This is a genomic window from Hymenobacter convexus (assembly GCF_030580955.1).
Taxonomy (GTDB): domain Bacteria; phylum Bacteroidota; class Bacteroidia; order Cytophagales; family Hymenobacteraceae; genus Hymenobacter.
On the sequence record NZ_JAUQON010000002.1, the window covers coordinates 435,903 to 458,464 of the forward strand.

Consider the following 22,562-nt stretch of genomic DNA (forward strand, 5'->3'; position numbering starts at 1 on the left):
AGAATGTGACGAACGGCGGCTCTTGCCGTCGAACTCCACAAAGCACGCCCCTTCTTCTCTATGGCACAATGACACGAAAGTGTTATACTATCCGAATTTTTTGCCTTAAGCGCGCCGCCGTAAGGCCAGAGCCAACAGTTCTCCTTTCGAATTGATGTGCAGCTTGCGGTACACTGCCCGGAGGTGGTTTTTCACCGTATCCACGGTAATGCCGAAGGCATCGGCAATGAGCTTGTAGCTGAGGCCTTCCTCCACGGCCGTCACGATTTCCTGCTCGCGCGGCGTGAGGCGGTCCTCGGCCGTGGCCGCCACCGCCACCGGCGGCTGCCGTCGAAACGCCTGTAGCACGTGCCGCGCCACCGCCGGCGACATGGGCGAGCCCCCCGCCGCCACTTCCAGCAAATGGGCTTTGATAACGGGCAGGGGCGTGTTTTTCACCAAGTAGCCCACCGCCCCGGCGCAAACGGCTTCAAACACCCGGGCCGCATCGGTAAACACGCTCAGCATGAGCACTTGCGCCTCCGGCAGTTTGGCCAGAATGAGCGGTAGCCCCTCAATGCCGGAACGGCCCGGCAGGCCAATGTCGGAGAGCACGAGGGCGGGCGGGGCGCCCAGCGTAGGGAGCTGCCGGAAAAAATCCTCCATCGAAACCGCCGTCAGCACGCACTCAAATTCGGGCTGAGCGCCCAGGTACTGGTGCAGCATTTCCCGAATGGGCGTTTGGTCTTCGATGATGGCCAGGGAGAGCCGAGTTTGCATGGGCCAAAAGTAGGCCCCGCCGCCGCACGGCGCCATGACACAAAAGGGGGAGACGCGGGCGGCGTAGAAGACGCAAAGCCCAAAAGCCGCCAAACGCGAAAAACCCGGAAAACGACCTTCACCAAGTGAGAAGCGGTTTTCCGGGTTTTAAAAGGGAGCCGATTATTGGACTCGAACCAACGACCTGCTCATTACGAATGAGCTGCTCTACCAACTGAGCTAAATCGGCTTGTTCCCGACCAACGGTTTTGGAAGGGGCTGCAAAGATAGGCACGGCGGCGGAAGCGGCGCAACCGTCGGCCCAGAAAAATTTAGCAACCCCGTCGCGCCCGCCGCGTTTGAAAAGCAACCTCTTATTCGCTGCTTATGAAACTGCTGCCTTCGCTCGCCGCCGGTTTTGCCGGGGCCCTTGCCCTCACTGCCCTTCACGAAACCGTGCGCCGCCTGCGCCCCGAAGACGCCCCGCGCATGGACGTGCTGGGCATGCGCGGCTTGCGCAAGCTGCTGGGCAAAGCCGATGCCCCCCAACCCGACGATGACACCCTCTTCAACCTGACCATGGCGGGCGATGTGCTTAGCAACGGCCTCTATTATACGTTAGTAGGCAGTGGGAAACACGCCGTGCGGCGCGGGCTGCTGCTGGGCGTGGCCGCCGGCGTGGGCGGCGTGGTGCTGCCCGGCCCACTGGGCCTGGGCGAAGCGCCCAGCAACCGCACCCCCCAAACCCAGGCCATGACCGTGGCCTGGTACATGGCCGGCGGGCTGGTGGCGGGCGCCGTGGCGCGGGCGTTGCGCCCGCGGCGTAAAGGGCGTCGCTAGGGCAAGGGATGCTGCTTTTGCTTAGGGTTTGGCGGGGCTTGCGCAAACATTATAGCGCCGCACCACGGCTTGCAGGTCGCGCGCGCGGTAGCGCTTGGCCCGCAGGTCGTCGGCCAGCGCGGGGCAGCCGGCAAAATAGGCAGCAGCATCGGCGGGGTAAGCCCACGAAGTGACTTCGAGCAGGCCCGGCTGTGCGCGCCGGTTGAGCAGCAGCGAAACGCCGGAGCCCGACTGGGCACTGGCCCGGTTAAGCGGGGGAAACGCGTTACGGTTGCTGGCGGACACCGCGCTCTGCTGCGGCGTTGCCAGCAGCGGATGAGCGACATTGCTAATGCGGGGCAACGATGCGGTCAGCACCGGGCTGCTGGCTGTGGCCGGGCGTGCTGCGTAGTAGTCGCGGCTGTAGTGGTAACGGTACATTTCGACCGGGCCGGCCACTAGCTGCCGCAAAAAAATAAGCTCGGTTTGGTGGCCAGCGGTTCCCAAATTCATCGGCAGGCTCACGTAGCGGGCCGTGTCCTGCTGGTGGATGTAGCCGTAGGCTTTGAGCTGGGTGGCATCGAGATGCAGGCGCTGATTTCCTCGCATGGGAATAAAATCGACGGCGCGCTGCTGGGTGGTGTTGTCGTGCAGGATGATACCGCCGCGCAGGCTGTCGAGGCCGACAGTCACGACGTAGCCCGGCGCGATGTTCTGGGCCCGCGCGGCGCCATTCGCCAAGAGTAGCAGCCCCAAAAAGAGGAGAGGAAATCGAGGGGGAAGGAACGAAGCGAGGGCCATCAGTTGTGTAGCGAAGGAAATCGACCCAAGCTAAGGAAAATCTGCGGGCTGCTCTCACCAAGGGGCCAGCTTGCTAAAATAAGCCGGCGGTTCGAGCGTCAGCAGGGGCGGGTTGTACCTTGCGGCCGCATTTACGTTTATGGATTCTATGCGTTTCTGGCTCATTTTCATTCTGATTTTCTTTGCGGTTCGTTACCTGCTGCCCATCGTGTTGCGGCTGGCGCTGAACAGCTTTGTGCGCAAGCAAATGCGCAACGGCGGCTTTGTGGTGCCGCCGCAAGCGCAGCGGCCCGGCCCGCCGCCCGCGCCCGGCCAGGTGCGCGTCGACTTCGTGCCGCCCGTGGCCAAGGCCACCGAGAAGCCGCACGATTTTAAAGGCGGCGAATACGTTGATTTTGAGGAAGTGAAGTAGGCGTTGTCGTTTGAGGAATAGACTTTTATAGAAACGGTCCTGCTGAGCGCAGCCGAAGTATCTCCACTGCCATACTAAAATCAATTAGTTGCGCGGTAGAGATGCTTCGGCTGCGCTCAGCAGGACCGTTTTTAATTGAGCCATTTACCAGGCGTAGAACCTTCGCGGGGTTCTGCTGTACCTTCGGGCACGTTTTTGTGTTCCCTCTAATTTGCCCTGATGGCTGCTGTTGTTTCTGCTTCTTCTGTTTCGTCCGCGCCGTGGTGGCAGCGGGCCTTGCCGCACGTGCTGGCGGTGATGTTTTTCGCGGCCTTGGCCTGCGTTTATTTCTCGCCCATCATGTTCGAGGGCAAGACGTTGGCCCAGCACGACATCACCCAGTTCCAGGGCGGTGCCCACGAGGCTCAGCAGTACGCCAAGGCCATGGGCAAAGAGGCGCTGTGGACGAACTCCATGTTTTCGGGCATGCCTACCTACCTCGTCAGCCTACACTTTCCGGGCGACTGGTCGGGCTATCTGCAAAAGGTGATGACCGTGGGGCTGCCCGCCGTGGTGGCCAACCTGTTTCTGGCGCTGCTCTGCGGCTACATCCTGCTGGTGGCGCTGGGCGTGCGGCCGCTGGTGGCGGTGGCGGGCGCCGTGGCGCTGGGCTTTTCGAGCTACAACCTCGCCATTCTGGCCGCCGGCCACAACACCAAGAGCCTGGCCCTGGCCTACGCGCCGCTGGTGCTGGGCGGCATTCTCGTCACGTACCGCCGCGATAAGTGGCTGGGCGCGGCCCTATTTGCCGTGGCCCTCACGCTGAACATCCACGTCAACCACCTGCAAATCACCTACTACCTGCTGCTGCTGGTGGCCATTTTTGCCGTTATCGAACTGGTTTCGGCGGCGCGCAACGGGCGCCTGCCCGATTTCGCTAAGCGTACGGCCCTGCTGGGGCTAGGCGCCGCGCTGGCGGTGGGCGTCAGCTTCGGCCGCCTCTACACCACGGCCGAGTACAGCAAGTACAGCAACCGCGGCCCCAGCGAGCTGAAAACGCCGGCCCCGGCCGCGCCCGGCGAAACCGCCGCGCCCAAAACCGAAGACGAAGGCTCGGGCGTCGACCGCGACTACGCTTTCCAGTACAGCTACGGTGTGGGCGAAACCATTACCCTGCTGATTCCCAACTTCTACGGCGGCGCCAGCGCTATGCCGCTCGGCACCGATTCGAACCTGGGCCGCGCCGGCCTGCCGGCTGAATACCTGGGCTCGATGCCAACCTACTGGGGCCAGCAGACCTACACGGCCGGCCCGGTGTACATGGGCGCGGTGGTGTGCTTCCTGTTCATTCTGGGCCTGTTTGTGGTGGAGAAGCGCACGCGCTACTGGCTGCTGGCCGGCACCATCTTGTCCATTCTGCTGGCCTGGGGCAAAAACTTCGAAACCTTTAACTACCTGATTTTCGACCTGCTGCCCGGCTACAACAAGTTCCGCGCTGTGAGCATGGCCCTTGTCATCGCGCAGCTGGCCATCCCCATTCTGGGCGCGCTGGCCCTGAGCCGCGTGTTTCGGGCCCGGGCTGTGGTGGTGCCAGATGCGCCCGTGCTGCCCGGCACCAAGCCGGTGCTGGCACCGGAATCGGCGGCTTTACTGCCCAAACTGCTCTATGCCGGCGCCATCACGGCGGGCATCTGCGTGCTGGCGTACCTGGCCAGCTTCAGCTTCGATTTTGCGGCCCCCATCGATGGCGACCTGACCAAGCAGGGCTTCACGCCGCAGCTGCTCGCGGCCCTGCGCGCCGACCGCGCCGACCTGCTCCGCAACGACGTGTGGCGCGGGCTGCTCTTCATTGGGGCGGCGCTGGGCGTGCTGTATTTCTACCTGAAAGGCAAGCTGACCATGGTGCCGGCCGCGCTGGTGATGGTGGCCCTGGTGCTGCTCGACTTGTGGGGCGTGGACAAGCGCTACCTCGGCGAGAATAAATTCCAGCGCGAAACCATCGCCGAGGAGTTCCAGCCCACGCCCGCCGACCAGCAGATTCTGCGTGATAACGACCTGAGCTACCGCGTGCTCAACCTGAGCAACCCCTTCAACGAAGCCCAGACTTCGTACTTCCACAAGAGCATCGGCGGCTACCACGGCGCCAAGCTGCGCCGCTACCAGGACCTGATTGAGCGCCAGATTTCGCCGCAGATGCAGCAGATTTTCGCCCAAAACAAGCCCGACGCCGCGCCGGTGCTCAACATGCTGAACACCCGCTACTTTATCACGCCGCCCTCGGAGAAGCAGCCGCAGCAGGTCATTCTGAACCCCGGCGCGCTGGGCAACGCCTGGTTTGTGAGCACCATCCGGCCCGTGAAGACGGCCGACGAGGAGATGGCCGCTCTCAATACCCTGAACCCGGGCGTGGAGGCCGCTGTGGACGTGAGCAAATTTCCGGACCTGAAGGCCACTTCCTTCGAAGCCGCCGGCTCCACCATCGCCCTCACCAACTACAGCCCCGACGAGCTGAAATACCGCTACAATGCCACTCACGCCGGCGTGGTGGTGTTCTCGGAAGTTTATTATGCCGACGGCTGGCAGGCCTACATCGACGGCAAGCCGGCCCCGCACTTCCGCGCCGACTACGTGCTGCGCGCCATGCAGGTGCCCGCCGGCGCCCACACCATCGACTTCAAGTTTGAGCCCAAGTCCTACGCCGTGGGCAATGCCGTGTCGCTGGCTTCCAGCATTGCGCTGCTGCTGGCCCTGGTAGGCGCGGGCGTGTACGTGGCCCGCCGCCGCACCGACCCCGCCGACCGCACCGACGTGGCGCCGATTGCCTAACGGCGCGTTCCTGTCGTAACACCTTGGGAAGGCCGGGCCAAAGTGCCCGGCCTTTCTTTTTGAACCCTCATGGAAAGCGGCGTATGAACGAGCTTTTGCAGGAAATCAACGAGCCGATTGCCGCCGCGCAAGGTGTGCGGCTGCTGCTGTGGCGCGATGATTTGGCGCACCCCGACCTGCCCGGCAACAAGGCCCGTAAGCTGAAATACAACTTATTGGCAGCACAGGAGCAGGGCCACCGCACGCTGCTCACCTTCGGCGGCGCTTACTCCAACCACCTGGCGGCGGTGGCCACGGCGGGCGGGCTGTGGGGCTTCCGTACTATTGGCCTGGTGCGGGGCGACGCGCCCCCGGCCGGCACCGCACCCAATCCCACGCTGGCCCGGGCCGCGGCCGATGGCATGGCCCTGCACTACCTCGACCGCAGCACCTACCGCCGCCGGGCCGAGCTGGAGTTTCTGGCCGAAGTGCAGGCGCGGTTTGGGCCGGCCTACGTGCTGCACGAGGGGGGCACCAACGCCCTGGCCCTGCCCGGCTGTGCCGAGTTGGTGAGTGAAATTCGAGCAGAAACGGCGTTTGATGCACTGGCCGTGGCGGTGGGCACGGGCGGCACCCTGGCCGGCCTGCTCACCGGCCTGCGCGGCCCGGAAGAGGCCATTGGCGTGGCGGCGCTGAAAAATGGGGGCTTCCTGCGCACCGAAATCGACGCGCTGACCCAGCAGGCCACCGGTGAAACCTTCCACAACTACTCGTTGAAAACCGACTACCATTTTGGCGGATACGCGAAATATTCGGCCGATTTGCTGGCCTTTATTCAGCAGTTTCGGCAGCAGCACGGGGTGCTGCTGGACCCCATTTATACCGGCAAGCTCCTCTTTGGCGTACTGGATTTGATTCGGCAGGGGCACTTCGCACGGGGGAGTAGGGTAGTGGCCATTCATACCGGCGGGCAGCAGGCCTGGGCCGGCTGGCAGCAGCGGTTTGGCGGGCCGGGACCTGATGAGGAATGAGGGCCGCCTGTCATCCTGAGCGCAGCGAAGGACCTTTTCACGTTTGAGCAATAGTTGTTCAGGCGTGAGAAGGTCCTTCGCTGCGCTCAGGATGACAGGCGGTTTCCGAAGCGCAGTTCCAGCTCCAGCGCGGCCAGCACGAACGCGACCGGCAGCACCGGCGCTAGAAAACGCACGTCCCAGTCATCAACGGTAAGCATGATGATGGCCGTTTGGAGCAGGAAAATAGCCGCCAGAAAGACGCGGGCCGGCCGCCAGACAGGGCCGCGCCGCCGCGCTGCCCGGGCCGCCAGCCAGTAGGCGGGCCAGAGCACCAGCACGCCCAGCACCCGGTGCGCCAGCGAATAGTGCGGCTTGAGGTAGCTGACGAAAACAAACAGCTTGCCCAGCATCAGTCGGCTTAGGTACAGCGGGTTGTGCACGGCGAAGTAGAGCACCCGCATAGCGGGGCCAGTGCCGGGCGGGGGCATAATGAGCGGCGCGGCCTGGTGCACGGCCCAAAGCTGGGAGCGGAAAATGAGTTCGCCGCGCTGGTAGGTATCCATGAGATAGTAGGTGGCGAGCTGGTGGTTGAGGGCCGCCCATAGCAGCGGCGCGAGCAACACCAGGCCCAGCAGGGCCGCCCGCCACGGCCGGCGGTCGGGGGCGCGGCGCAGGGCATCGAGGCCCGCCAATGCGGCCGCCAGCGCCACCAAAAAGCCGTTGGGCCGGGCCAGGGCCGTGAGGAGCAGCAGCATGAAAAACACCAGCCAACGACGCGGCCCGCCCGCCCGCAACCGGGTAAACGCCCCGAACGACAAAGCCACCAAGCTGATAAACAGCGACTCGGTGAGTAGAAAAACGTTGAACGGCTGGATGTCGGGCCAGGCGATGAAGAGAAACGTGGCCAGGGCTGCCGCGCCGCGCTTGCCGGCCGCTAGGCGTCGCGTGCCTTGGTACACCGCCCGCGTGGCCAGGGCCGAAACGGCCATCTGGCCCGCCACTATTCCCCACCAGCCCAGCCCCAGCCGCAGCCACAGGCTCTGGAAAAGCGGGTAGAGCACGTAGCGCAGGTTGTGGCCGGGCTCGAAGTAGAACCGCTCGGCAATGCCCGTGGCATAGGCCAGGTAGCGGCCGCTGTCGTTGGCAAAGTGCGGGCCGTGAAACTTGCGCAAATACACCAGCTGCACCAGCACCCACAGCGCCGCCAGCAGCGCCCGGTGGTGCGGCCCCAGGCGCCGGCCCAGCCAATGAAAAAACGAAAACACGCGCATTGCCCGCAAAGCTAGCCCGCCGCCTCGCCCAACGCGACCGTGCCAGGGCCGTACTTACCCTAATATGAATCTTATCCGACTTATTCGCCGCCTTCTGCCACTGCTGTTTTTGGTGGGGCTGGGGTGGTTTCTGTGGAAAAAAGTAGGCACTACGCTGGCCGGCCTCAACCCGCTGGCCAATGCCGAGCCGCGCATCACCGTGACGCACAACACGGTGCTCACGCAGGTGGAAGCCCTGGGCCGGCTGGAGTTGGTGCGCTACCGCTTCAAAGACGTGGTGGAGTACCGGCGCCGCACCTACCGGTTTCTGCCCGAGTCGAAGGTGGCCCTCGTCGTGGGTGGCGAGGCTGTGGGCTGCATCGATTTGCGCAAGCTCAAGCCCCAGGACGTGGTACTGGAAGGCGACTCCGTGGTGCGCGTGAGCCTGCCCGCGCCGGAGCTGTGTTCCTTCCAGATTAACCACAACCAAAGCCGCGTCTTCAACACCGAAAACGGCTTTTTTAAAGATGCGGAGCTCGTTGACGAAGGCTATAAGTACGCCGAAGCCCAGGTGCGCAACGCCGCCCTGCAGTCCGGCATCCTGGCCGAAACCCAGCGCAACGCCGAGCAGATTCTCGTGCCCATGCTGCGCACCCTCACCGGTCGCCGCGTGATACTCGGCCAGCAAATGGCGCTGCCCAAGGCCGGCCCGAAGCAGTAATTGTTGGAAAAAAAGAACGTCATGCTGAGCGCAGCCGAAGCATGACCGTGCTGGTTTTCTGGTCAGCCAATAACTTACTCGTCGTCCTCCGGCACCTTGCCCAGTTCGTCCAGCGCTATTTTTATCAGGTCCTGCTCGTAGCCTTTGCCGGTGAGGTACTGCGCGATTTTCATGCGGCGCACGCGCGGATTTTTCTCCTTTTCCTGCCGGTCTTTCTTCTCGGCGATGTCCACCAGGTTCTGGTAGTATTCTTCGCCGTCAATTTCCTTCATGCCGGATTTGATGCAGTACTCGCTGATGCCTTTCTGCTTGAGCTCCTGCATGATGCGGCGGCGGCCCCACTTCTTGTGGCGGTAGTGGCCGCGCACGAAGGCCTGGGCAAACCGCTCCTCGTCGAGCAGCTTTTCGCGGCTCAGGCGGATGATGATTTCGCCGGCTTCGTCCTCGTCGAGGCCGTAGGAGCGCAGCTTTTGCTCCACTTCCTTTTGGGTGCGCTCCTGGTAGGCGCAGAAGGCGGCAATTTTTTGCAGGGCCTCGCCGGGCGTGTATTGCTTGGGCGCTTTGTCGGAGCTTTTGAACATCTTTACAGCAATGGGTAGCGCGTATTAACCAATGCCCCGGCTACTTCGTTACCCTGCGGGACCGCAAATACGCCAAGCGGCGCGGAACGGCAGCGCCGGCCACAATTGTCGGGCGATATATTGGCCGCTGCCCGTCGGGCGTTGACCTTTGCCCATCCGTTCGCCTGCCATGCCCTTTCCTTCGATAATGCCCGAAAACCCCGCCGAGATTCCTGCTTCCGACCAAAGCCGCCCGCTGGCCCGGCGCCGTTTTCTGCGCTATTCGGGCGCGGGCCTGGCGGCCGGCGGCCTCTGGCTGGCCGGCTGCGCCAAAGACAAGGACGAAATTACCCCCTCCAGCCGGCTCGACGTGGGCAGTGGCGACACGGGCATTCTCAACTTTGCGTATGCCCTGGAGCAGCTCGAAGCCGCTTTTTACGCCCAGGTGGTGGCGGGGCCCTACTTTGCCGGCGCCAGCGCGGCGGAGAAGGACGTGCTGCGCGACCTGCGCGACCACGAAGCTATTCATGCTGCCTTTTTCAAAAACCTGTTGGGCAGCAATGCTATTCGGGACCTGACGCCGGACTTCAGCAACATCGACTTTGCGCAGCGCACCACCGCCCAAAGCGCCAGCCGGCTGGGCGTGCTGAACGCCGCCCGGGCCTTTGAAGACCTGGGGGTGGCGGCCTACAACGGCGTCGGGCGCTACATCGTCCGCAACGACTACCTGCTGCTGGCCGGCAAAATCGTGTCGGTGGAGGCCCGGCACGCGGCCATCATTCGCGAGCTGATTACGGCCAACACCTTCGTGGCCAGCGACGTGGTGGACACCACCAACAATGGCCTGGAAAAATCGAAGAGGCCGCAGGATGTGCTCACCATTGCCAATACCTTCCTGGCCGAAGGCTCCAAGCTGAGCGCCCTCAATTTCAAATAGCGCCCGCCCGGCTGCCGCTGCCCATTTCACTGCCTCATGGATTTATTTCAACTTATCGACGACATCGCCCAGGCCGACCCGGAGGTGTACGCCCGGTTCGACTCGCGGCGGGCCACGTTCCGGCACTTCCTGGGCTTTGGCCGGAAGTTCTCGGCCGCCGCCTTGCCGGTGGTGCTGAGCACGCTTTTCACCAAGGTCTACGGCCAGACGACGACGCTTCCCCAAGCCGTTAAAGACGTCCTCAACCTGGCTTTGCAGCTCGAATACCTGGAATTTTACTTCTACGACACGGCCCTGAACTCGCCGGCGCTGATGCTGAGTTCGGACGAAAACAAGTCGCTCACCACCATTCGCAACGACGAACAGCTGCACATCAATACGTTGCGCACCGCCTTGGGCACTGCCGCTTCCACGCTCACCCGAAACAATTTCGATTACACGGGCTCGCAGGGCCAGACCCGGGCGGCGCTGTTTGCCGGCCTGGGTGCGCCCACCACGGGCTTATTTACGGACAGAACGGCCTTTTTCACGGTGGCCCAGCTGCTGGAAGACACGGGCGTGCGCGCCTACAAAGGCGCCGTGCCCAGCCTGAATATCGGCACCACCCAGGACGCTGTGAAGGACCTGCTGGAGGTGGCGCTCAACATTCATTCCGTCGAAGCCCGGCACGCGGCGCGCATTCGTTCCCTCCGCCGCGGCGGCGTGCAAAGCATCACCGCGCCCAAAAGCTGGATTACGCCCGACGAAACCACCAACGCCCTGGCCCTGCCCAACAACGCCGTGCCGAACACCCCTGCTACCGTGAGCCCCTACCTGGCCGGCAGCCCCGCCGCCACTTTCCCGGCCGAAAGCAACGTGCTGCAAGGCCCCGCCGCGCGCAACGTGCAAACGCTGACCACCGGCGTATCGGGCACGGCCGGCGCCGAAGCGTTTGACGAACCCCTCGACGCGCCCACGGCGAAGGCCATTGCCAAGAATTTCGTGACCACGCCGTCGTTGTTCTTCAACTAAGCCCGCCGCCGCGCCGATTTTATTTGGCCCTCTGGCAACCTCTGTGGCGCGGCTGGCATCAGCAGAAAGAGGGCGTAACTTGGCCTGACCTTCTTTTTCTGCTGGTTGCTGCTATATGTTTCCAAATTTTCCGCGTCTGTTTGCGTTTGTCTTCCTGCTGAGTGTGCTGCCCATCTGCGGCCGCGCCGGCGTCATCAAGGGCACGGTGAGCGGGACCGGTGGGCAGGGGCTGGCGTTTGCCAACGTGGCCGTGCGCGGCTCGGCCACCAGCACCGGCGCCAACGAGCAGGGCCAGTACCAGTTGCGCCTGCCGGCGGGCGCCTACGAGCTGGTGTTTCAGTACGTGGGCTACCGGCCGCAGGTGCAGCCGGTGCGCGTGCCGGGCGGCGACTCGCTGCTGACCGTGAACGTGGCCCTGCAGGCCGAGGCCTACAACCTGGGCGAGGTGCTGGTGAAGTCCTCCGACCGCGACCCGGCCTACGCCATCATTCAGCAGGCGCAGCAGTGGCGGGCCTACTACCGCCGCGAGGTAGCCGCCTACCGGGCCCGCATCTACATCAAAAGCCTGGGCCGGATTGACGATACGCCCGCCAAAATCATGGGCCTGTTCAAGCTGGGGCCGGACATTAAAAAGGGCATTTTTTACCTCTCCGAAAGCCTGTCCGACATCAGCTTCACGCAGCCCAACGTGGTGAAGGAGCGTATGATATCGAGCCGGGTGAGCGGCGACTCGCGCGGGCTGAGCTTCAACCGGGCCAGTGCGGGCCGCAACCTGGGCTTCTACGAAAACCTGATAAAGCCGGCGTTTTCGGAGCGCGGGTTTGTGTCGCCCATTGCCAGCAACGCCATGTTGTTTTACAAGTACGAACTGGTGGGCAGCACCCCGCAGGGCGGCGTGGTGGTGCACAAAATCCGGGTGATTCCGCGCCGCCGGACGGACCCGGTTTTCTCGGGCTACATCTACATCGTGGAAGGCTCGTGGCGCATTCATTCCGTCGATTTGAACCTCGACAAAGACGCGCAGATTGACTACGTCGACAACCTGAACATTGCCCAGCAGTATGCCCCCGCGCCCGGCAACCCCAACGTGTGGCTTATTCAGTCGCAGCAAGTGCGGGCCAGCTTGTCGGGGCTGGGCTTCAAAGGGTCGGGCTACATCAATGCCGTGCTTTCCAACTACGCCAGCGTGGTGCCCACCTACCCCGCGCCGCCCGAGCCCAAAGCCGCGCCGCCCGTGGTGGCCGAGGCCAAGCCCGAGGCGCCCGTGGGCCAGGAAACCGCCGCCCAAATCCGCAAGCGCAAGCCCGACCTCAGCGGCCTCAACCGGCAGGTGCGCAAGCAGGTGAAGCAGGCCCGGCGCGACTCGGTGAAGAACGACCCCTTCGCCAGCATGGGCCGCGGCGAGGTGCAGCGCATCGAGAAAGGTGCCAACGAACGGGATTCGGCCTACTGGGACGCCGTGCGCCCCGTGCCGCTCACGCTGGAGGAGAAGAAAGATTACCACGTGAAGGACAGCACGGAGGTCATCCGCAACTCGCGCCCCTACCAGGATTCGCTCGATAAAAAGCGCAACGAGTTCGAGCCGATGGGCTTGCTGATGGGCGGCTACACCCACCAGAATACGTTCCGGAAGGAGTCGGTGCGGGTGCTGCCGGTGGCCCAGATTATCCAGTACAATACCGTGGAGGGTGTGGTGCTCAACGCGCAGGCCATTTTCCACCGGTATACCGAAGACAAGCGCTTCTTCACCATCACGCCCACGTTGCGCTACGGCTTCAGCAGCGAGCAGCTCAATCCCAGCCTGAGCCTCAACTGGCAACTGCACCCTGTCAAGCTCAAGCAGATTGGGCTGGTGGCGGGCCGTACTATCGAAAACTTCGACAAGAACTCGCAGGTCACGCCGCTCATCAACACGGTTTACACGCTGTTCGACAACCGCAACTACGCCAAGCTCTACCGCCGCGACGGCGCCGAGTTCACCTACCTCACCGAGCCGGTGAATGGCCTTACGATGCGCGCCACCGCCGGCTACTTCGACCGCCACGAGCTCTACAACACCACCGACCGCCTTATCCACGACGTGCCCGGCCGCGCCTTCACCTCCAACCGCCCGGTGAGCGACGAGCTGCCCGATACCGGCTTCGGCCGCAGCCGCATTCTCACGGTGGGCCTGTCGGTGGATTATCGGCCCGGCACCCGCTACATCAACCGGCCCGATGGCAAGTTCAACCTCGGCTCGAAGTGGCCTACCTTCAACGTGCAGGGCCGCCTGGCGGTGCCCGACGTGCTGGGCGCCGACGTGCGCTACCTGCTGCTGCAAGCCGGCGTGCGCGACAACTTCTCGCTGGGCCTGCTGGGCAGCAGCAGCTTCCGCGTGAATGTGGGCGGCTTCGTGGGCCGGCAGCAGGGCATGACGTTCATCGACTACCGCCACTTCTCCGGCAACCAAACCCTGCTCGCCGGCAACTTCACCAATTTCCAACTGCTCGACTACTACCGCTTCAGCACCAACAACGCCTACCTCGAAGCCCACTACGACCACCACTTCAACGGCTTCTTCCTCAACTACGTGCCCCTGCTGCGCAAGCTGAAATGGCAGGAAGTGGCCTCGCTCAACTACCTGAAAACTGCCCAGGCTGGCCACTACGTGGAGGTAGGCGTGGGCATCGAACACATTATCAAAGTGCTGCGCGTCGACTTTTACACAGCCCTGCAAAGCGGCCAAAAGCTGGGCACCGGCTTCCGGATTGGGATGGGCTTTTAGTACGTAAGTGCTTCAACGAATTCTTGCAACGCAAAACGCCCTCCGAAACATCGTTTCGGAGGGCGTTTTTCTTTTAGTTCACCAACTGCTGCTAGCGGCTCACGGCAACTGGCTTGTTTTTGCGCAGGCGCTTCAGGGCGTAGGCCGCACCAGCGGCCAGCAGCAGCGACGCGCCGCCATCGACGGGCACATCGGTGGTAGCGGCGGGCGTGCCGGGGGCGGGGCCGCCGGTGCTAGGGCCCTGGGCCAGCACCGGGGTCAGGCTACCCGCCAGCAGGCATACGCCGGCCGCGGCAACAAAAAGGCGAAAAGTTGGAACAATGATTTTCATAACGAGGAAAGAAAATTCGTTGGAAATGAGAAGTGGCACCGGTTAAACCCCGGCGGCCCAATGGCCGCCGGGATTGGCCGTTGAACCAGTTATTCAACTACAAGGCGCTTGGCTACCAGGCCGGAAGCCGTGCGGGCCAGCACCGAGTACACGCCCGGCGTCAGGCCGGCGAGGGGCAGCTCCAGCGTCTCGTTGGCGCCCGCGGCCAGCGTGCGGGTGAGCACCGCGCGGCCTACGTTGTCAACTACCGTCACGCTGGTGGCTTGCTGGCCGCGCAGGGCTACCGGCAGTAGCAGCGTGGCTGAGCCGTGGGCCGGGTTCGGGAATACCGAGGCGAGCTTGGCCAATGCGGCGGGTGCCGTGGCCAGCACGCGGTTCTGGGTGCTGAACACCACCGCGTAGCGACCACCGGCCGCGCCATTGGCTGCCAAATTCAGCGTCACCGTTGGCGTGGTGGCCAGGTCGGTGTAGGCACCGGTCAGGGCGTCGCGCAGGTAGGCGTGGTAGTTGGCGGGCAGGTTGACCAGGTTGTCTACCGCCAGCGTGTAGGTGCCGGCGGTGGCCGCGGCCACTTGCAGCGGCACGGCTACTTCGGTACCGGTCAGGGCCGGCTGGCCGTTAATGGCCAGGGCTTCGGCACCGGCTTCGGTGGCTAGCAGCAGGCCGTTGGTAGCCGGCAGGTAGTGGGCATCAAGGCCGGCATCGAAGCCGGCCGTGGCGCCTTGCTCAAAGTACACCACCGCTTGGTTGGCTGTGGTGGCATTGCGCAGGGTGAGTGTCAGTTCGGGGCGGGTGCCAGCGGTGCGCTGGAAGGGCGTGTTGTCGGGGGCGTTGAGGCGGGCGGCGTTGGTGAAGTTCACAGCACCGGTCTGGCCCGCTGCCACCCGCACAAAGAAGCCTTGCGCCACTGGCAGCACGTTGGTGCCGGTGTTGGTGCTGGCGCCGTTCACGTAGCTGGAGTAGCTGCCCGTGTACTGGCCGCTGCTTTTGAATACGTACAGCGCGCTTTCCATCCCTGTCGAGGCAGCCAGCACGGTGTTGTAGTCAATAGCGCCGGGGTAGGGGTTGCCCAGCAAATGGTAGCCGGCCGTGGCCTGCGCGCCCCGTGTCAGGCCGGTACGCGAGTAATTGTTGTTGTTGAGCGTACCCGTGAAGTCAACCAGTGCCGAAGCATTGATATTCACCGTATAGCCGCGGCCTGTCTCGATAGCATCAGTGGTGGCAGCGGGCGACTGGAACCCTTTGTCGAACTCGGGCGACGTGTTGGCCAGGCCTAGACGCGCCTGGTCGTAGGTGTAAATGTTGGGGAAGGGCGTCACCAGCGGCGGCGTGGCGCTGCTGTTGTAGGCTGAGTTCACCACCGGCGTGAAGCCCGAAGTGGCGAAGTCGGCCACCGTGTTGCCGTTCACCGGCGAGCTGTAGTGGCGGTAGCCCGGGCCCGCGTTCAGGTTGGGCATGATGTAGCGTTGCACCGTGGCCGGGCCGGATACGGTTCCAGTGCCGTTGTTCACCACGTAGGCGGTGCCCGTGGCGTCCGAAAGCAGCGTCAGCGTCTGGCTGGTGGTGGTGAAGGTGCCGTTCAGCACCAGGCCGCGCCGGATGGACACCGGGCCGCCAATGGAAGCGCCCGCCGCACCCACCGTCAGGTTGGGGAAGGTGGTAAGCGTGCCGCTGATGGTCTGGGCAGCCGCGCCGGCCAGCGTGATACGGCCGGTCACGTTCGCGCCCGTCGAGGTGACGGTAGCCGAGTTGTTCACGATGTTGCCGCTCACGCTCAGCACCGAGCCATCGGCCAGGGTGAGGATAGCGCCGGTGTTCAGCGTCACACCGTTGGCTAGCTGGTTGCCGTTCACCACGGGGTCGTTGGTCACGTCCGGAATGGTCACATTGTCGGTGGCGGTGGGAACCTGGGCGGGGTTCCAGTTGCCAGCTGTGCCCCAGTCGGTGCTCACGGCGCCGGTCCAGGTCAGGCCCGCCGCAATGACGGGGCCCGGCGTGAGGAAGGCGGCCAAAGCCGTCAGGTTGCTGCCGTTGCCGATGCGCGTACCGGCCGAGGCCGCACCCGTCGTCAGGTCGATGGTGTAGAGGTTGTCCGCAGTCGTGCCCGTGGGCGCGGCCACAATGAAGCCCGTGTTGGTGGGGCTGGCGGCGTTGCTGATATCGGAGTAGATGTCGAAATCAACCCCCGGCCCGACGTTGATGCCCGAGCTGGTGCCCACGTTGCGGAAGGTGCCGGCATTGGCGGCGTTGGTGCCGGCCGGTGCGCCGGTGGCCACGGTGGCGCGCGTCAGCACGTTGGCCGTCTGGTCGTAGCCATAAAGCGTGGTGCCGGTGTTGCCGTTGTTGTCGTTGTTGGTGTAGGCCGCGCCCGAAATGGCGGGGGCCGTGCCGTTGTCGGGGTTCGTCAGGTTGGTGTCCACAATGAACGAGCCATCGGCCGGGTTCATACGCAGGTTGGCCTGGTTGCTGGCCGAGGTGATGCGAATGCGGTCCACGGTCGGGTTGAAGTCAAACCCGATGGCCGAGGCTGCCGTGCCCAGCGACAAAGTCTGGAGCCCAAGTACACCCACCGCCGTGAGGGCCCCAGTGGTAATATTCAACGAATAGAGCTGGCCCTGTTGCGTAGCGGCATTGTAGCCCAGCGCGAACAACGAGCCGTCCAGCGGCCGGAAATCGGCCCCGGCCAGTACCTGCGAGCCATCGGCCGGCAGGCCCGTAATGTTCACCGCCGTGCGGATAACGCCGGGGTTACCCGAATCAAACGAAATGAGGTTGCCGCTGGCCACCGCGTATAGCAGCTGGCCGGTGAGGGCCGCCGTTGCATTCGGTGTCGAGTTCGGCGCGAGCAGAATGGAGATGTCGCGCACCGAAGTAGCCCCGCCAATCGGGCCCAAATCGGTGGCCACCTGCGCGGCAGTATTGGTAGCACTAAGGGCATTGAGGCTGTAGAAACGACTGTTCACCTGCCCGTTGGGCACGGCCGCCAGATACGGCGTGTCGCTCGTGCCGTCGAAGTACACGTCCAAATCATTCACCGCGCCAATGGCGCCGCCCACACCCGCGCCGTTCACGCCGGTGAGCAGGCGCGAGTTGGTGAGGGTGCCATTGTTCGGCGGGTTCTGGAACGAGACGGTGCCCAGCACATGGTCGAGCACGTAGAGGCCCGTGGCCGCTGAGCCCACGAAGGAGTTGGTGTAGGCGCCCGAGCCCACGTTGGGGTTCTGGCCCGCGTTGGGGTCGCCGGCGGCATAGGCCAGCGTGCCGTCCACGAAGGCAATGGCGCCGTTGTTGGGGTTGAGGCGGTAGTTGGCGTCGTTGGCGCTCACCACCCGGATGCGGTCCACGGTGGGGTTGAAATCGAAGCCGATGGCCGTGAGGTCGGTGCCCAGGGCCAGGTCGATATCCGTGGTGCCCACGGCCGTCGCCACGCCGGTGGTCCGGTCGATGGTGTAGAGCCGGTCGTTGGCGCCGGAAGTCGGGTCGTAGCCCAGGCCAAACAGCTGGCCGGTGTTGGGGCGGAAGTCAGTGCCCACCAGCGTTTGATTGGTCGGCAGGCCGGTGATGGCCACCAGCGAGCGAATGACGGATGGGTTCTGGGTGTCGAAGCTGATGAGGTTGTTGTTGGTCGTCACGGCGTAGGCCAGCTGGCCCGTCAGGGCCGGCACCGAGCGTGGCGCAATGGCCGCCGCGATGTCGCGCACTTCCACTCCCGATATGGCTGGAACCACGTTGGCCGCGCCCACGCTGGTAGCCGCGCCCGTGGCCAGGTTGAGATTGTAGAAATTGCTGCTACCCCCGGCCGTTACTTCAATCAGATAGGCCGACTGCGCGCCAGTGCTGGGGTTGGTGTAGATATCAACATCAATGGCGCGCGGCGTGCCAAAGCCCGCCCCGTTGAACGTAATGGGCACCGGGGCTATGGGCGGCGTGCCGCCGCCGAGTGTGCCGTTGTTCGGCGGGTTTTGCTGGGCTAGCAGGCCAGCGGTTTCGTCAATGTCGTAGAGCACCGTGGTCGACGCTCCGAATGCCGAATTGGTGTAGGCGGCGGCCCCAATGTTGGGGTCGGCCGGGGTGCCCGACGCGTAGGCCAGCACACCATCATTGATAATGGCAATGGCCCCGGTGCCGTCCGGCGTGGGGTTCAGGCGGTAGTTATTGGTATTAGTACCGGTGGGATTGTAGCTGCTCACCACCCGAATGCGGTCCACGGTTGGGTTGAAATCGAAACCAATGCGGTCCGTCGCGCCACCCAGTTCCAAGCGGAAAGCATTGCCCACCGGCGTAGCGACGCCACTCGTGGGGTTCAGCGTATAAAGTCGGGAATTGTTGCCGGATAGCGTAGCATCGTAGCCCAGCACAAACAACTCGCCCGTGGCCGGACGCGAGTCCATACCCACTAGGATTTGGCCCGGCGTTACGCCGGTTATCGGTGTAGAACTGGTGATGGTGCCCGTAGCCACGTTGAGGCTGCCGATAAGCTGGGTACCCACCGGATAGACAGTGGCGGTGGAAGCGTAGCCAAGGCCGTAAACCGTTTGGGCCTGCACGGCGGCCGGGGCAGCCAGCGCCAGCGCGAAGCCCGCCGCAGTGCCCATTAAACGACGAAACCGCCGGCTCGCGGCCCGCGGTGAAAGTAGGGGTGTGGACATGAAAGAAAGGGGTAAGAGTGAAACGATATGAAAGGCAAATACCCGGACCAATCAGACCAGTCCGTGCATTCCTTACGTAGCTCTCCCACCAAATAGATTGGGACCCCTATCGTTTTAATCTTAAATTAATTCTGAGTAATAATCTCCGCTTCAGAAAGCCCCCTAGCGGTTCTTCACGGCCCGCATCAGGTTGGCCAGTGCCGCTGCCGGGTAGGCCTTGCCGCGCGACACCACGGCGTCAATCTGCTTGATGTTGTCGATATTTTCGAGCGGATTGGCGGTGAGCAGCACCAGGTCGGCGTCGCGGCCCACGGCGATGGCGGCGGTGCGCTCGGCCACGCCCATAAACTTTGCGCCATTCACGGTGGCGGCTTGCAGAGCCTGCAGCGGCGTGAGCCCCGCCCGCACCAGCAGAATCACTTCCTCCTGCAGCGAGGCCCCGGGGTAAATGAAGGAGTTAAATGGCCCGCTATCCGAGCCGGCCAGAATGCTGACGCCGGCGGCCTGCATTTGCGGCACCAGCCCCATGAATTTGGTTTCGAGCTTCTTGCTGAACTCGCGGGCCGCTAGCGGCTGCTGCCGGGCACTGGCCAGCCGGCGTGCGTAGGTGGCCTGAATTTTGGGGTCAATGTAGGCGCGCAGGGTGTCGCGGGTGTGGTCGTGGTCGGGCAACTCGGCCAGGGTTTGGCCGATGTAGAGCGTGGGCACGGCCGCCGTGTGGCGCTTAGCCATCAGCTTGAAAATGCGGCTGGCCGCGGCCGGGCTGTAGGTGTCATACACGGCCGGCAGCATCGCAAAAAGGCCCAGCGGCTTGGGCGTTTTCAGGCTGGCGCGCACCAGCGCCGTCAGGCTGTCTTCCTTGCCGGAGCAGGCCTTGAACACGTAGTAGAGGTGCTCGGTGGCGTCGAGGCCGCGCTTCACGGCGTCGCTCAGCTTCACGGAGTAGGGCATGTGGCCGGTGGTTTTCAGCCCGCGCCGCTGCGCCTGCGCAATGGTGTTCAGATAGGTTTCGCCCGAAATTTTGCTGTCGTAAATCTTTACGTAGTCCACCTTCAACCGCTGCAGCGAGTCCAGCGCCCGGCCAATCTGGGCCGGCGTTTCCACCTCCAGCGAACCGGGCCAGTAGGCGCCGGGCCCGTCAATCTTGGGCCCCGAGGTGAAGATGCGCGGGCCGGCGTATTTGCCGGCGTCCATGTCGGCCCGCCACTGCAGCACGCTGGGCGTCAGGTCGCCTCCGCAGTCGCGCACCGTGGTGATGCCGTGGGCCAGATACAGCGTGAGGCTCTTCTTGTTGGCCGCCGCCAGGCTGTCGCCGCCCCGGAAATGCACGTGCATGTCCCACAAGCCCGGGATGAGGTAGCGGCCGTTGCCGTTCACGTACTGCTTGGCGGCGTAGCTGTCCTTGTCGGCCGGCTGCACTTCCACAATCTTGCCCCGCGAAATGGCCACCACCTGGTTGGGCTGCAACTGCCCCGTGGCCACGTCGATGATGGTGACGTGGTTGATAACCACGTCGTAAATCGGCAGCTTGGTGGGGCGGCGGGCGCAGCCCGCCAGCAAGGCCGCCAAACTCAGGCCAAGCAGAACTCGATTAACATGCATGCGGGAAGCGGCAAACGGCCGGCGGCAAAGTTAGGCCGGCAGCCGCACCGTAAACTCGGTGAATTCGCCTTCCCGCGTTTCCACCGTCAGCGTGCCGCCGTGGCCTTTGACGATGATGTCGTGGCTCAATGACAAGCCCAGGCCCGTGCCCTCGCCCATGGGCTTGGTGGTGAAAAAGGGCTGAAACACCTGCCCGGCCACTTCCTCCGACATCCCAATGCCGTTGTCGCGCACCCGAATTTCGACCCCGCCCGCCGTCCGGGTAGTTTGCACACTTAGCATTGGCTGGTAGCCGGGGTCGATTTCTTGGCGACGGCGAACCGCATACAAGGCATTGGTAAACAAGTTCAGGAAGGCGCGGCCCAGCTCCTGGGGCACAACCGCAACAAGCGCTAGGTTGGGGGCAAAATGGGTGTCGAGCTGCACCGGCACGGCCCCGGCCGGCGTGGGCGCCGCCTGGGTGGCCAGGCGCAGGTTGTCGGCCAGCAGGGTGTTGAGGTCGGTGGGTTCGAGGGGGCTGGTGCCGGTGCGGGCGTGGGCCAGCATGTTGGTGATGATGGACGAAGCCCGCTGCCCGTGCTGGCTGATTTCGCGCAGGTTCTGCTTCAGGCCGGCCATTATTTTTTGCTCCAGGCCGGTGGGCTGGTCGGCACCGGGCCGCGTGGCGTCTTGTTCGAGCAGAGCCTCGCTCACGGCCGCAAAATTGCGCATGAAGGCCAGCGGGTTTTGCAGCTCGTGGGCAATGCCGGCCGACAGTTCGCCCACAAAGGACCATTTCTCGGCCGCCACCAGCTGGGCCTGCATGGTGCGCAGCTCCGTCAGGGCCTCGTCGAGGGCATTGCGCTGGGCTTCAATTTGGGCGTTGCGCTCGTTGAGGAGCTGGTTGGCGCGGCGCTGCTGGCGGTTGGTGCGGGCCAGCAGCAGGGCAATCAGCAGGATGAACACCAGTGCCGCCAGCAACCCCAGGCGCTGGTAGTTAGCGGTTTGTAGCTTGTGCTCGGCCCGATGCTGCAACTGCCGCTGCTGTTCATTAAAGGCCAGCAACTGCAGCTGCTGGAACTTATCGGGGCCAAACAGGCTGTCGTGTGCCACCACGGCCAAGGCCTGGTAGCGAAAGGCGCTGTCCGGGCTGTGCCGGCTTTGGTGCAGGCGCGCCAGTAGGTTGGCCGCATCCAGCACCGTGATGCGGTACGACACTCGCTGGGCATTTTGCAGCGCCTGCCGGGCGTAGCGCAGGCTCGAATCGGGCTGGTGCAGCGTGTGGTAAAGGTCGGCCATGCGGTATTGCGCCATCGAGCGGTTGCGCAGGTCATTGGTCAGGTTGGTTTCGCGCAGGGCACGCCGGTAGTAGTCGAACGCCTCCGGGTAGTGCCCCAGCCGGGCTTGTAGCCGGCCCATGTTGCGCAACGCCAGCGCCTGCGCCAGCCGTGGCCGCGGGTTTCGGGCAATGAGCTTCCGGGCCTGGCGCTGGCGCAGCAGCGCCGAGTCCAGCACGTTCAGCCGCTCGTAGCAGCTCCCCATGTTGGTGAAGCTGCCCGCCACCCAGGCCGGCTGGTTGATGCGCTGAAAAAGGGCCTGCGACTTCTCATAGTAGCGGATGGCCGACCGGTACTGGCGCAAATCGAAGCTGATATTACCCAGGGCGTTCAGGCTGGCCGCCTCGCCCTCCAGGTCGTGGGTTTCGCGGCCAATTTGCAGGGCAATCAGTTGGTTGGCAAACGCTTTGGGCAATTCGCCGCGCTCGCGTAGCACAATGCCAATCATGCCCTGCGCCCGGCCCCGGCCCTTGTCGAACCCAAACTCCCGCGCCAACCGCCAGGCGTGCTGCGCCAATGCAATAGTCGTATCGGGCTGCGAAGCCCGAAAACTGTAGGCCAGCCTGAGCAAGGCCAGCACCCGGGTCGAATCGGCCGGGGTGTGCGCGTAGGCGCGGCGCAGGCTGTCGGTGGCCGGAGTTTGGGCCGCCGCGGGCCGCAGCAGCCCCGCCACCAGCAAACTGCATAGGCAAAGCCGCCTGGCAGCCTGTGGTAGGGAATGGGAAGTGCGGATAAAGGAGAAGATAAAAGAATCAGCTAGTTGGCGTAGGAAAACCGTTGCGCATGCCGAGTGTTTTCGGCGAAGGAAGCCACCAATAAGCAGCCGGGGATGTAACACCGCGCCATCTCACCAG

16 protein-coding genes and 1 tRNA gene are annotated in these 22,562 nt (G+C 63.9%); 8 read left to right on the forward strand and 9 right to left on the reverse strand.

Features of this window, described 5'->3' with window-relative positions:
* Nucleotides 1-105: 105 nt before the first annotated feature.
* Entirely contained in the window at nucleotides 106-759 is a 654-nt protein-coding gene (locus Q4S41_RS05295; RefSeq protein ID WP_305030063.1) for a response regulator, read from the reverse strand.
* 156 nt (nucleotides 760-915) lie between these two features.
* Nucleotides 916-988: transfer RNA gene (locus Q4S41_RS05300), tRNA-Thr, on the reverse strand.
* Between the two features lie 137 nt (nucleotides 989-1,125).
* On the opposite strand from Q4S41_RS05300, the gene Q4S41_RS05305 reads away from it, so the two are divergent.
* Entirely contained in the window at nucleotides 1,126-1,578 is a 453-nt protein-coding gene (locus tag Q4S41_RS05305) for a hypothetical protein (protein WP_305030064.1), read from the forward strand.
* Between the two features lie 21 nt (nucleotides 1,579-1,599).
* Here the strand turns inward: Q4S41_RS05305 and Q4S41_RS05310 are convergent, their stop codons facing one another.
* Nucleotides 1,600-2,313 carry a hypothetical protein gene (locus tag Q4S41_RS05310; RefSeq protein ID WP_305030065.1) on the reverse strand — a complete coding sequence of 238 codons (714 nt, stop codon included), beginning with the start codon at nucleotides 2,311-2,313 and terminating at the stop codon, nucleotides 1,600-1,602.
* Between the two features lie 193 nt (nucleotides 2,314-2,506).
* On the opposite strand from Q4S41_RS05310, the gene Q4S41_RS05315 reads away from it, so the two are divergent.
* From Q4S41_RS05315 to Q4S41_RS05325, 3 genes are all read left to right on the forward strand, one after another.
* Nucleotides 2,507-2,770 carry a hypothetical protein gene (locus tag Q4S41_RS05315; RefSeq protein WP_305030066.1) on the forward strand — a complete coding sequence of 88 codons (264 nt, stop codon included), beginning with the start codon at nucleotides 2,507-2,509 and terminating at the stop codon, nucleotides 2,768-2,770.
* A gap of 219 nt (nucleotides 2,771-2,989) precedes the next feature.
* Nucleotides 2,990-5,575 (forward strand): YfhO family protein, encoded by a 2,586-nt coding sequence (locus Q4S41_RS05320; protein ID WP_305030067.1) that lies wholly within the window; start codon nucleotides 2,990-2,992, stop codon nucleotides 5,573-5,575.
* 83 nt (nucleotides 5,576-5,658) lie between these two features.
* Nucleotides 5,659-6,585 carry a 1-aminocyclopropane-1-carboxylate deaminase/D-cysteine desulfhydrase gene (locus Q4S41_RS05325; RefSeq protein WP_305030068.1) on the forward strand — a complete coding sequence of 309 codons (927 nt, stop codon included), beginning with the start codon at nucleotides 5,659-5,661 and terminating at the stop codon, nucleotides 6,583-6,585.
* Between the two features lie 86 nt (nucleotides 6,586-6,671).
* Here the strand turns inward: Q4S41_RS05325 and Q4S41_RS05330 are convergent, their stop codons facing one another.
* Nucleotides 6,672-7,832: a hypothetical protein gene (locus Q4S41_RS05330; protein WP_305030069.1), complete on the reverse strand. Its 1,161-nt coding sequence runs from the start codon at nucleotides 7,830-7,832 to the stop codon at nucleotides 6,672-6,674.
* Between the two features lie 70 nt (nucleotides 7,833-7,902).
* On the opposite strand from Q4S41_RS05330, the gene Q4S41_RS05335 reads away from it, so the two are divergent.
* Nucleotides 7,903-8,538, forward strand: a complete 636-nt coding sequence (locus Q4S41_RS05335) for a DUF4230 domain-containing protein (protein WP_305030070.1) — start codon at nucleotides 7,903-7,905, stop codon at nucleotides 8,536-8,538.
* A gap of 74 nt (nucleotides 8,539-8,612) precedes the next feature.
* Here the strand turns inward: Q4S41_RS05335 and Q4S41_RS05340 are convergent, their stop codons facing one another.
* Nucleotides 8,613-9,119 carry a regulatory protein RecX gene (locus tag Q4S41_RS05340; protein WP_305030071.1) on the reverse strand — a complete coding sequence of 169 codons (507 nt, stop codon included), beginning with the start codon at nucleotides 9,117-9,119 and terminating at the stop codon, nucleotides 8,613-8,615.
* 169 nt (nucleotides 9,120-9,288) lie between these two features.
* Here Q4S41_RS05340 and Q4S41_RS05345 point away from each other — a divergent pair, with 169 nt between their 5' ends.
* The 3 genes from Q4S41_RS05345 (at nucleotide 9,289) to Q4S41_RS05355 (ending at nucleotide 13,810) form a co-directional block, all read left to right on the forward strand.
* On the forward strand, nucleotides 9,289-10,035 hold the full coding sequence (locus tag Q4S41_RS05345; RefSeq protein ID WP_305030072.1) for a ferritin-like domain-containing protein: 747 nt from the start codon (nucleotides 9,289-9,291) through the stop codon (nucleotides 10,033-10,035).
* 36 nt (nucleotides 10,036-10,071) lie between these two features.
* Complete coding sequence (locus Q4S41_RS05350; protein ID WP_305030073.1) at nucleotides 10,072-11,046, forward strand: ferritin-like domain-containing protein; 975 nt, start codon at nucleotides 10,072-10,074, stop codon at nucleotides 11,044-11,046.
* A 115-nt stretch (nucleotides 11,047-11,161) separates the two neighbouring features.
* Nucleotides 11,162-13,810: a DUF5686 and carboxypeptidase regulatory-like domain-containing protein gene (locus Q4S41_RS05355; protein WP_305030074.1), complete on the forward strand. Its 2,649-nt coding sequence runs from the start codon at nucleotides 11,162-11,164 to the stop codon at nucleotides 13,808-13,810.
* Nucleotides 13,811-13,901: 91 nt separating this feature from the next.
* On the opposite strand, the gene Q4S41_RS05360 is transcribed toward Q4S41_RS05355, so the two are convergent.
* The 4 genes from Q4S41_RS05360 to Q4S41_RS05375 form a co-directional block, all read right to left on the reverse strand.
* The gene (locus Q4S41_RS05360) at nucleotides 13,902-14,141 is read right to left on the reverse strand and encodes a PID-CTERM protein-sorting domain-containing protein (protein ID WP_305030075.1); all 240 of its coding nucleotides are present in this window, start codon (nucleotides 14,139-14,141) and stop codon (nucleotides 13,902-13,904) included.
* Nucleotides 14,142-14,230: 89 nt separating this feature from the next.
* Nucleotides 14,231-18,790 carry a DUF4394 domain-containing protein gene (locus tag Q4S41_RS05365; RefSeq protein ID WP_305030076.1) on the reverse strand — a complete coding sequence of 1,520 codons (4,560 nt, stop codon included), beginning with the start codon at nucleotides 18,788-18,790 and terminating at the stop codon, nucleotides 14,231-14,233.
* A gap of 162 nt (nucleotides 18,791-18,952) precedes the next feature.
* Nucleotides 18,953-20,392, reverse strand: a complete 1,440-nt coding sequence (locus Q4S41_RS05370) for an amidohydrolase family protein (RefSeq protein WP_305030077.1) — start codon at nucleotides 20,390-20,392, stop codon at nucleotides 18,953-18,955.
* Between the two features lie 30 nt (nucleotides 20,393-20,422).
* Nucleotides 20,423-22,381 carry an ATP-binding protein gene (locus Q4S41_RS05375; protein WP_305030078.1) on the reverse strand — a complete coding sequence of 653 codons (1,959 nt, stop codon included), beginning with the start codon at nucleotides 22,379-22,381 and terminating at the stop codon, nucleotides 20,423-20,425.
* Nucleotides 22,382-22,562: the final 181 nt, after the last annotated feature.

What these genes read in the sequence shown, in the direction of transcription:
- Q4S41_RS05295 (WP_305030063.1), bottom strand. Translation starts at nt 759, where the DNA reads ATGCAAACTCGGCTCTCCCTGGCCATCATCGAAGACCAAACGCCCATT.
- Q4S41_RS05370 (WP_305030077.1), bottom strand. Translation starts at nt 20,392, where the DNA reads ATGCATGTTAATCGAGTTCTGCTTGGCCTGAGTTTGGCGGCCTTGCTG.
- Q4S41_RS05345 (WP_305030072.1), top strand. Translation starts at nt 9,289, where the DNA reads ATGCCCTTTCCTTCGATAATGCCCGAAAACCCCGCCGAGATTCCTGCT.
- Q4S41_RS05305 (WP_305030064.1), top strand. Translation starts at nt 1,126, where the DNA reads ATGAAACTGCTGCCTTCGCTCGCCGCCGGTTTTGCCGGGGCCCTTGCC.
- Q4S41_RS05355 (WP_305030074.1), top strand. Translation starts at nt 11,162, where the DNA reads ATGTTTCCAAATTTTCCGCGTCTGTTTGCGTTTGTCTTCCTGCTGAGT.
- Q4S41_RS05315 (WP_305030066.1), top strand. Translation starts at nt 2,507, where the DNA reads ATGCGTTTCTGGCTCATTTTCATTCTGATTTTCTTTGCGGTTCGTTAC.
- Q4S41_RS05365 (WP_305030076.1), bottom strand. Translation starts at nt 18,790, where the DNA reads ATGTCCACACCCCTACTTTCACCGCGGGCCGCGAGCCGGCGGTTTCGT.
- Q4S41_RS05340 (WP_305030071.1), bottom strand. Translation starts at nt 9,119, where the DNA reads ATGTTCAAAAGCTCCGACAAAGCGCCCAAGCAATACACGCCCGGCGAG.
- Q4S41_RS05320 (WP_305030067.1), top strand. Translation starts at nt 2,990, where the DNA reads ATGGCTGCTGTTGTTTCTGCTTCTTCTGTTTCGTCCGCGCCGTGGTGG.
- Q4S41_RS05325 (WP_305030068.1), top strand. Translation starts at nt 5,659, where the DNA reads ATGAACGAGCTTTTGCAGGAAATCAACGAGCCGATTGCCGCCGCGCAA.
- Q4S41_RS05350 (WP_305030073.1), top strand. Translation starts at nt 10,072, where the DNA reads ATGGATTTATTTCAACTTATCGACGACATCGCCCAGGCCGACCCGGAG.
- Q4S41_RS05360 (WP_305030075.1), bottom strand. Translation starts at nt 14,141, where the DNA reads ATGAAAATCATTGTTCCAACTTTTCGCCTTTTTGTTGCCGCGGCCGGC.
- Q4S41_RS05335 (WP_305030070.1), top strand. Translation starts at nt 7,903, where the DNA reads ATGAATCTTATCCGACTTATTCGCCGCCTTCTGCCACTGCTGTTTTTG.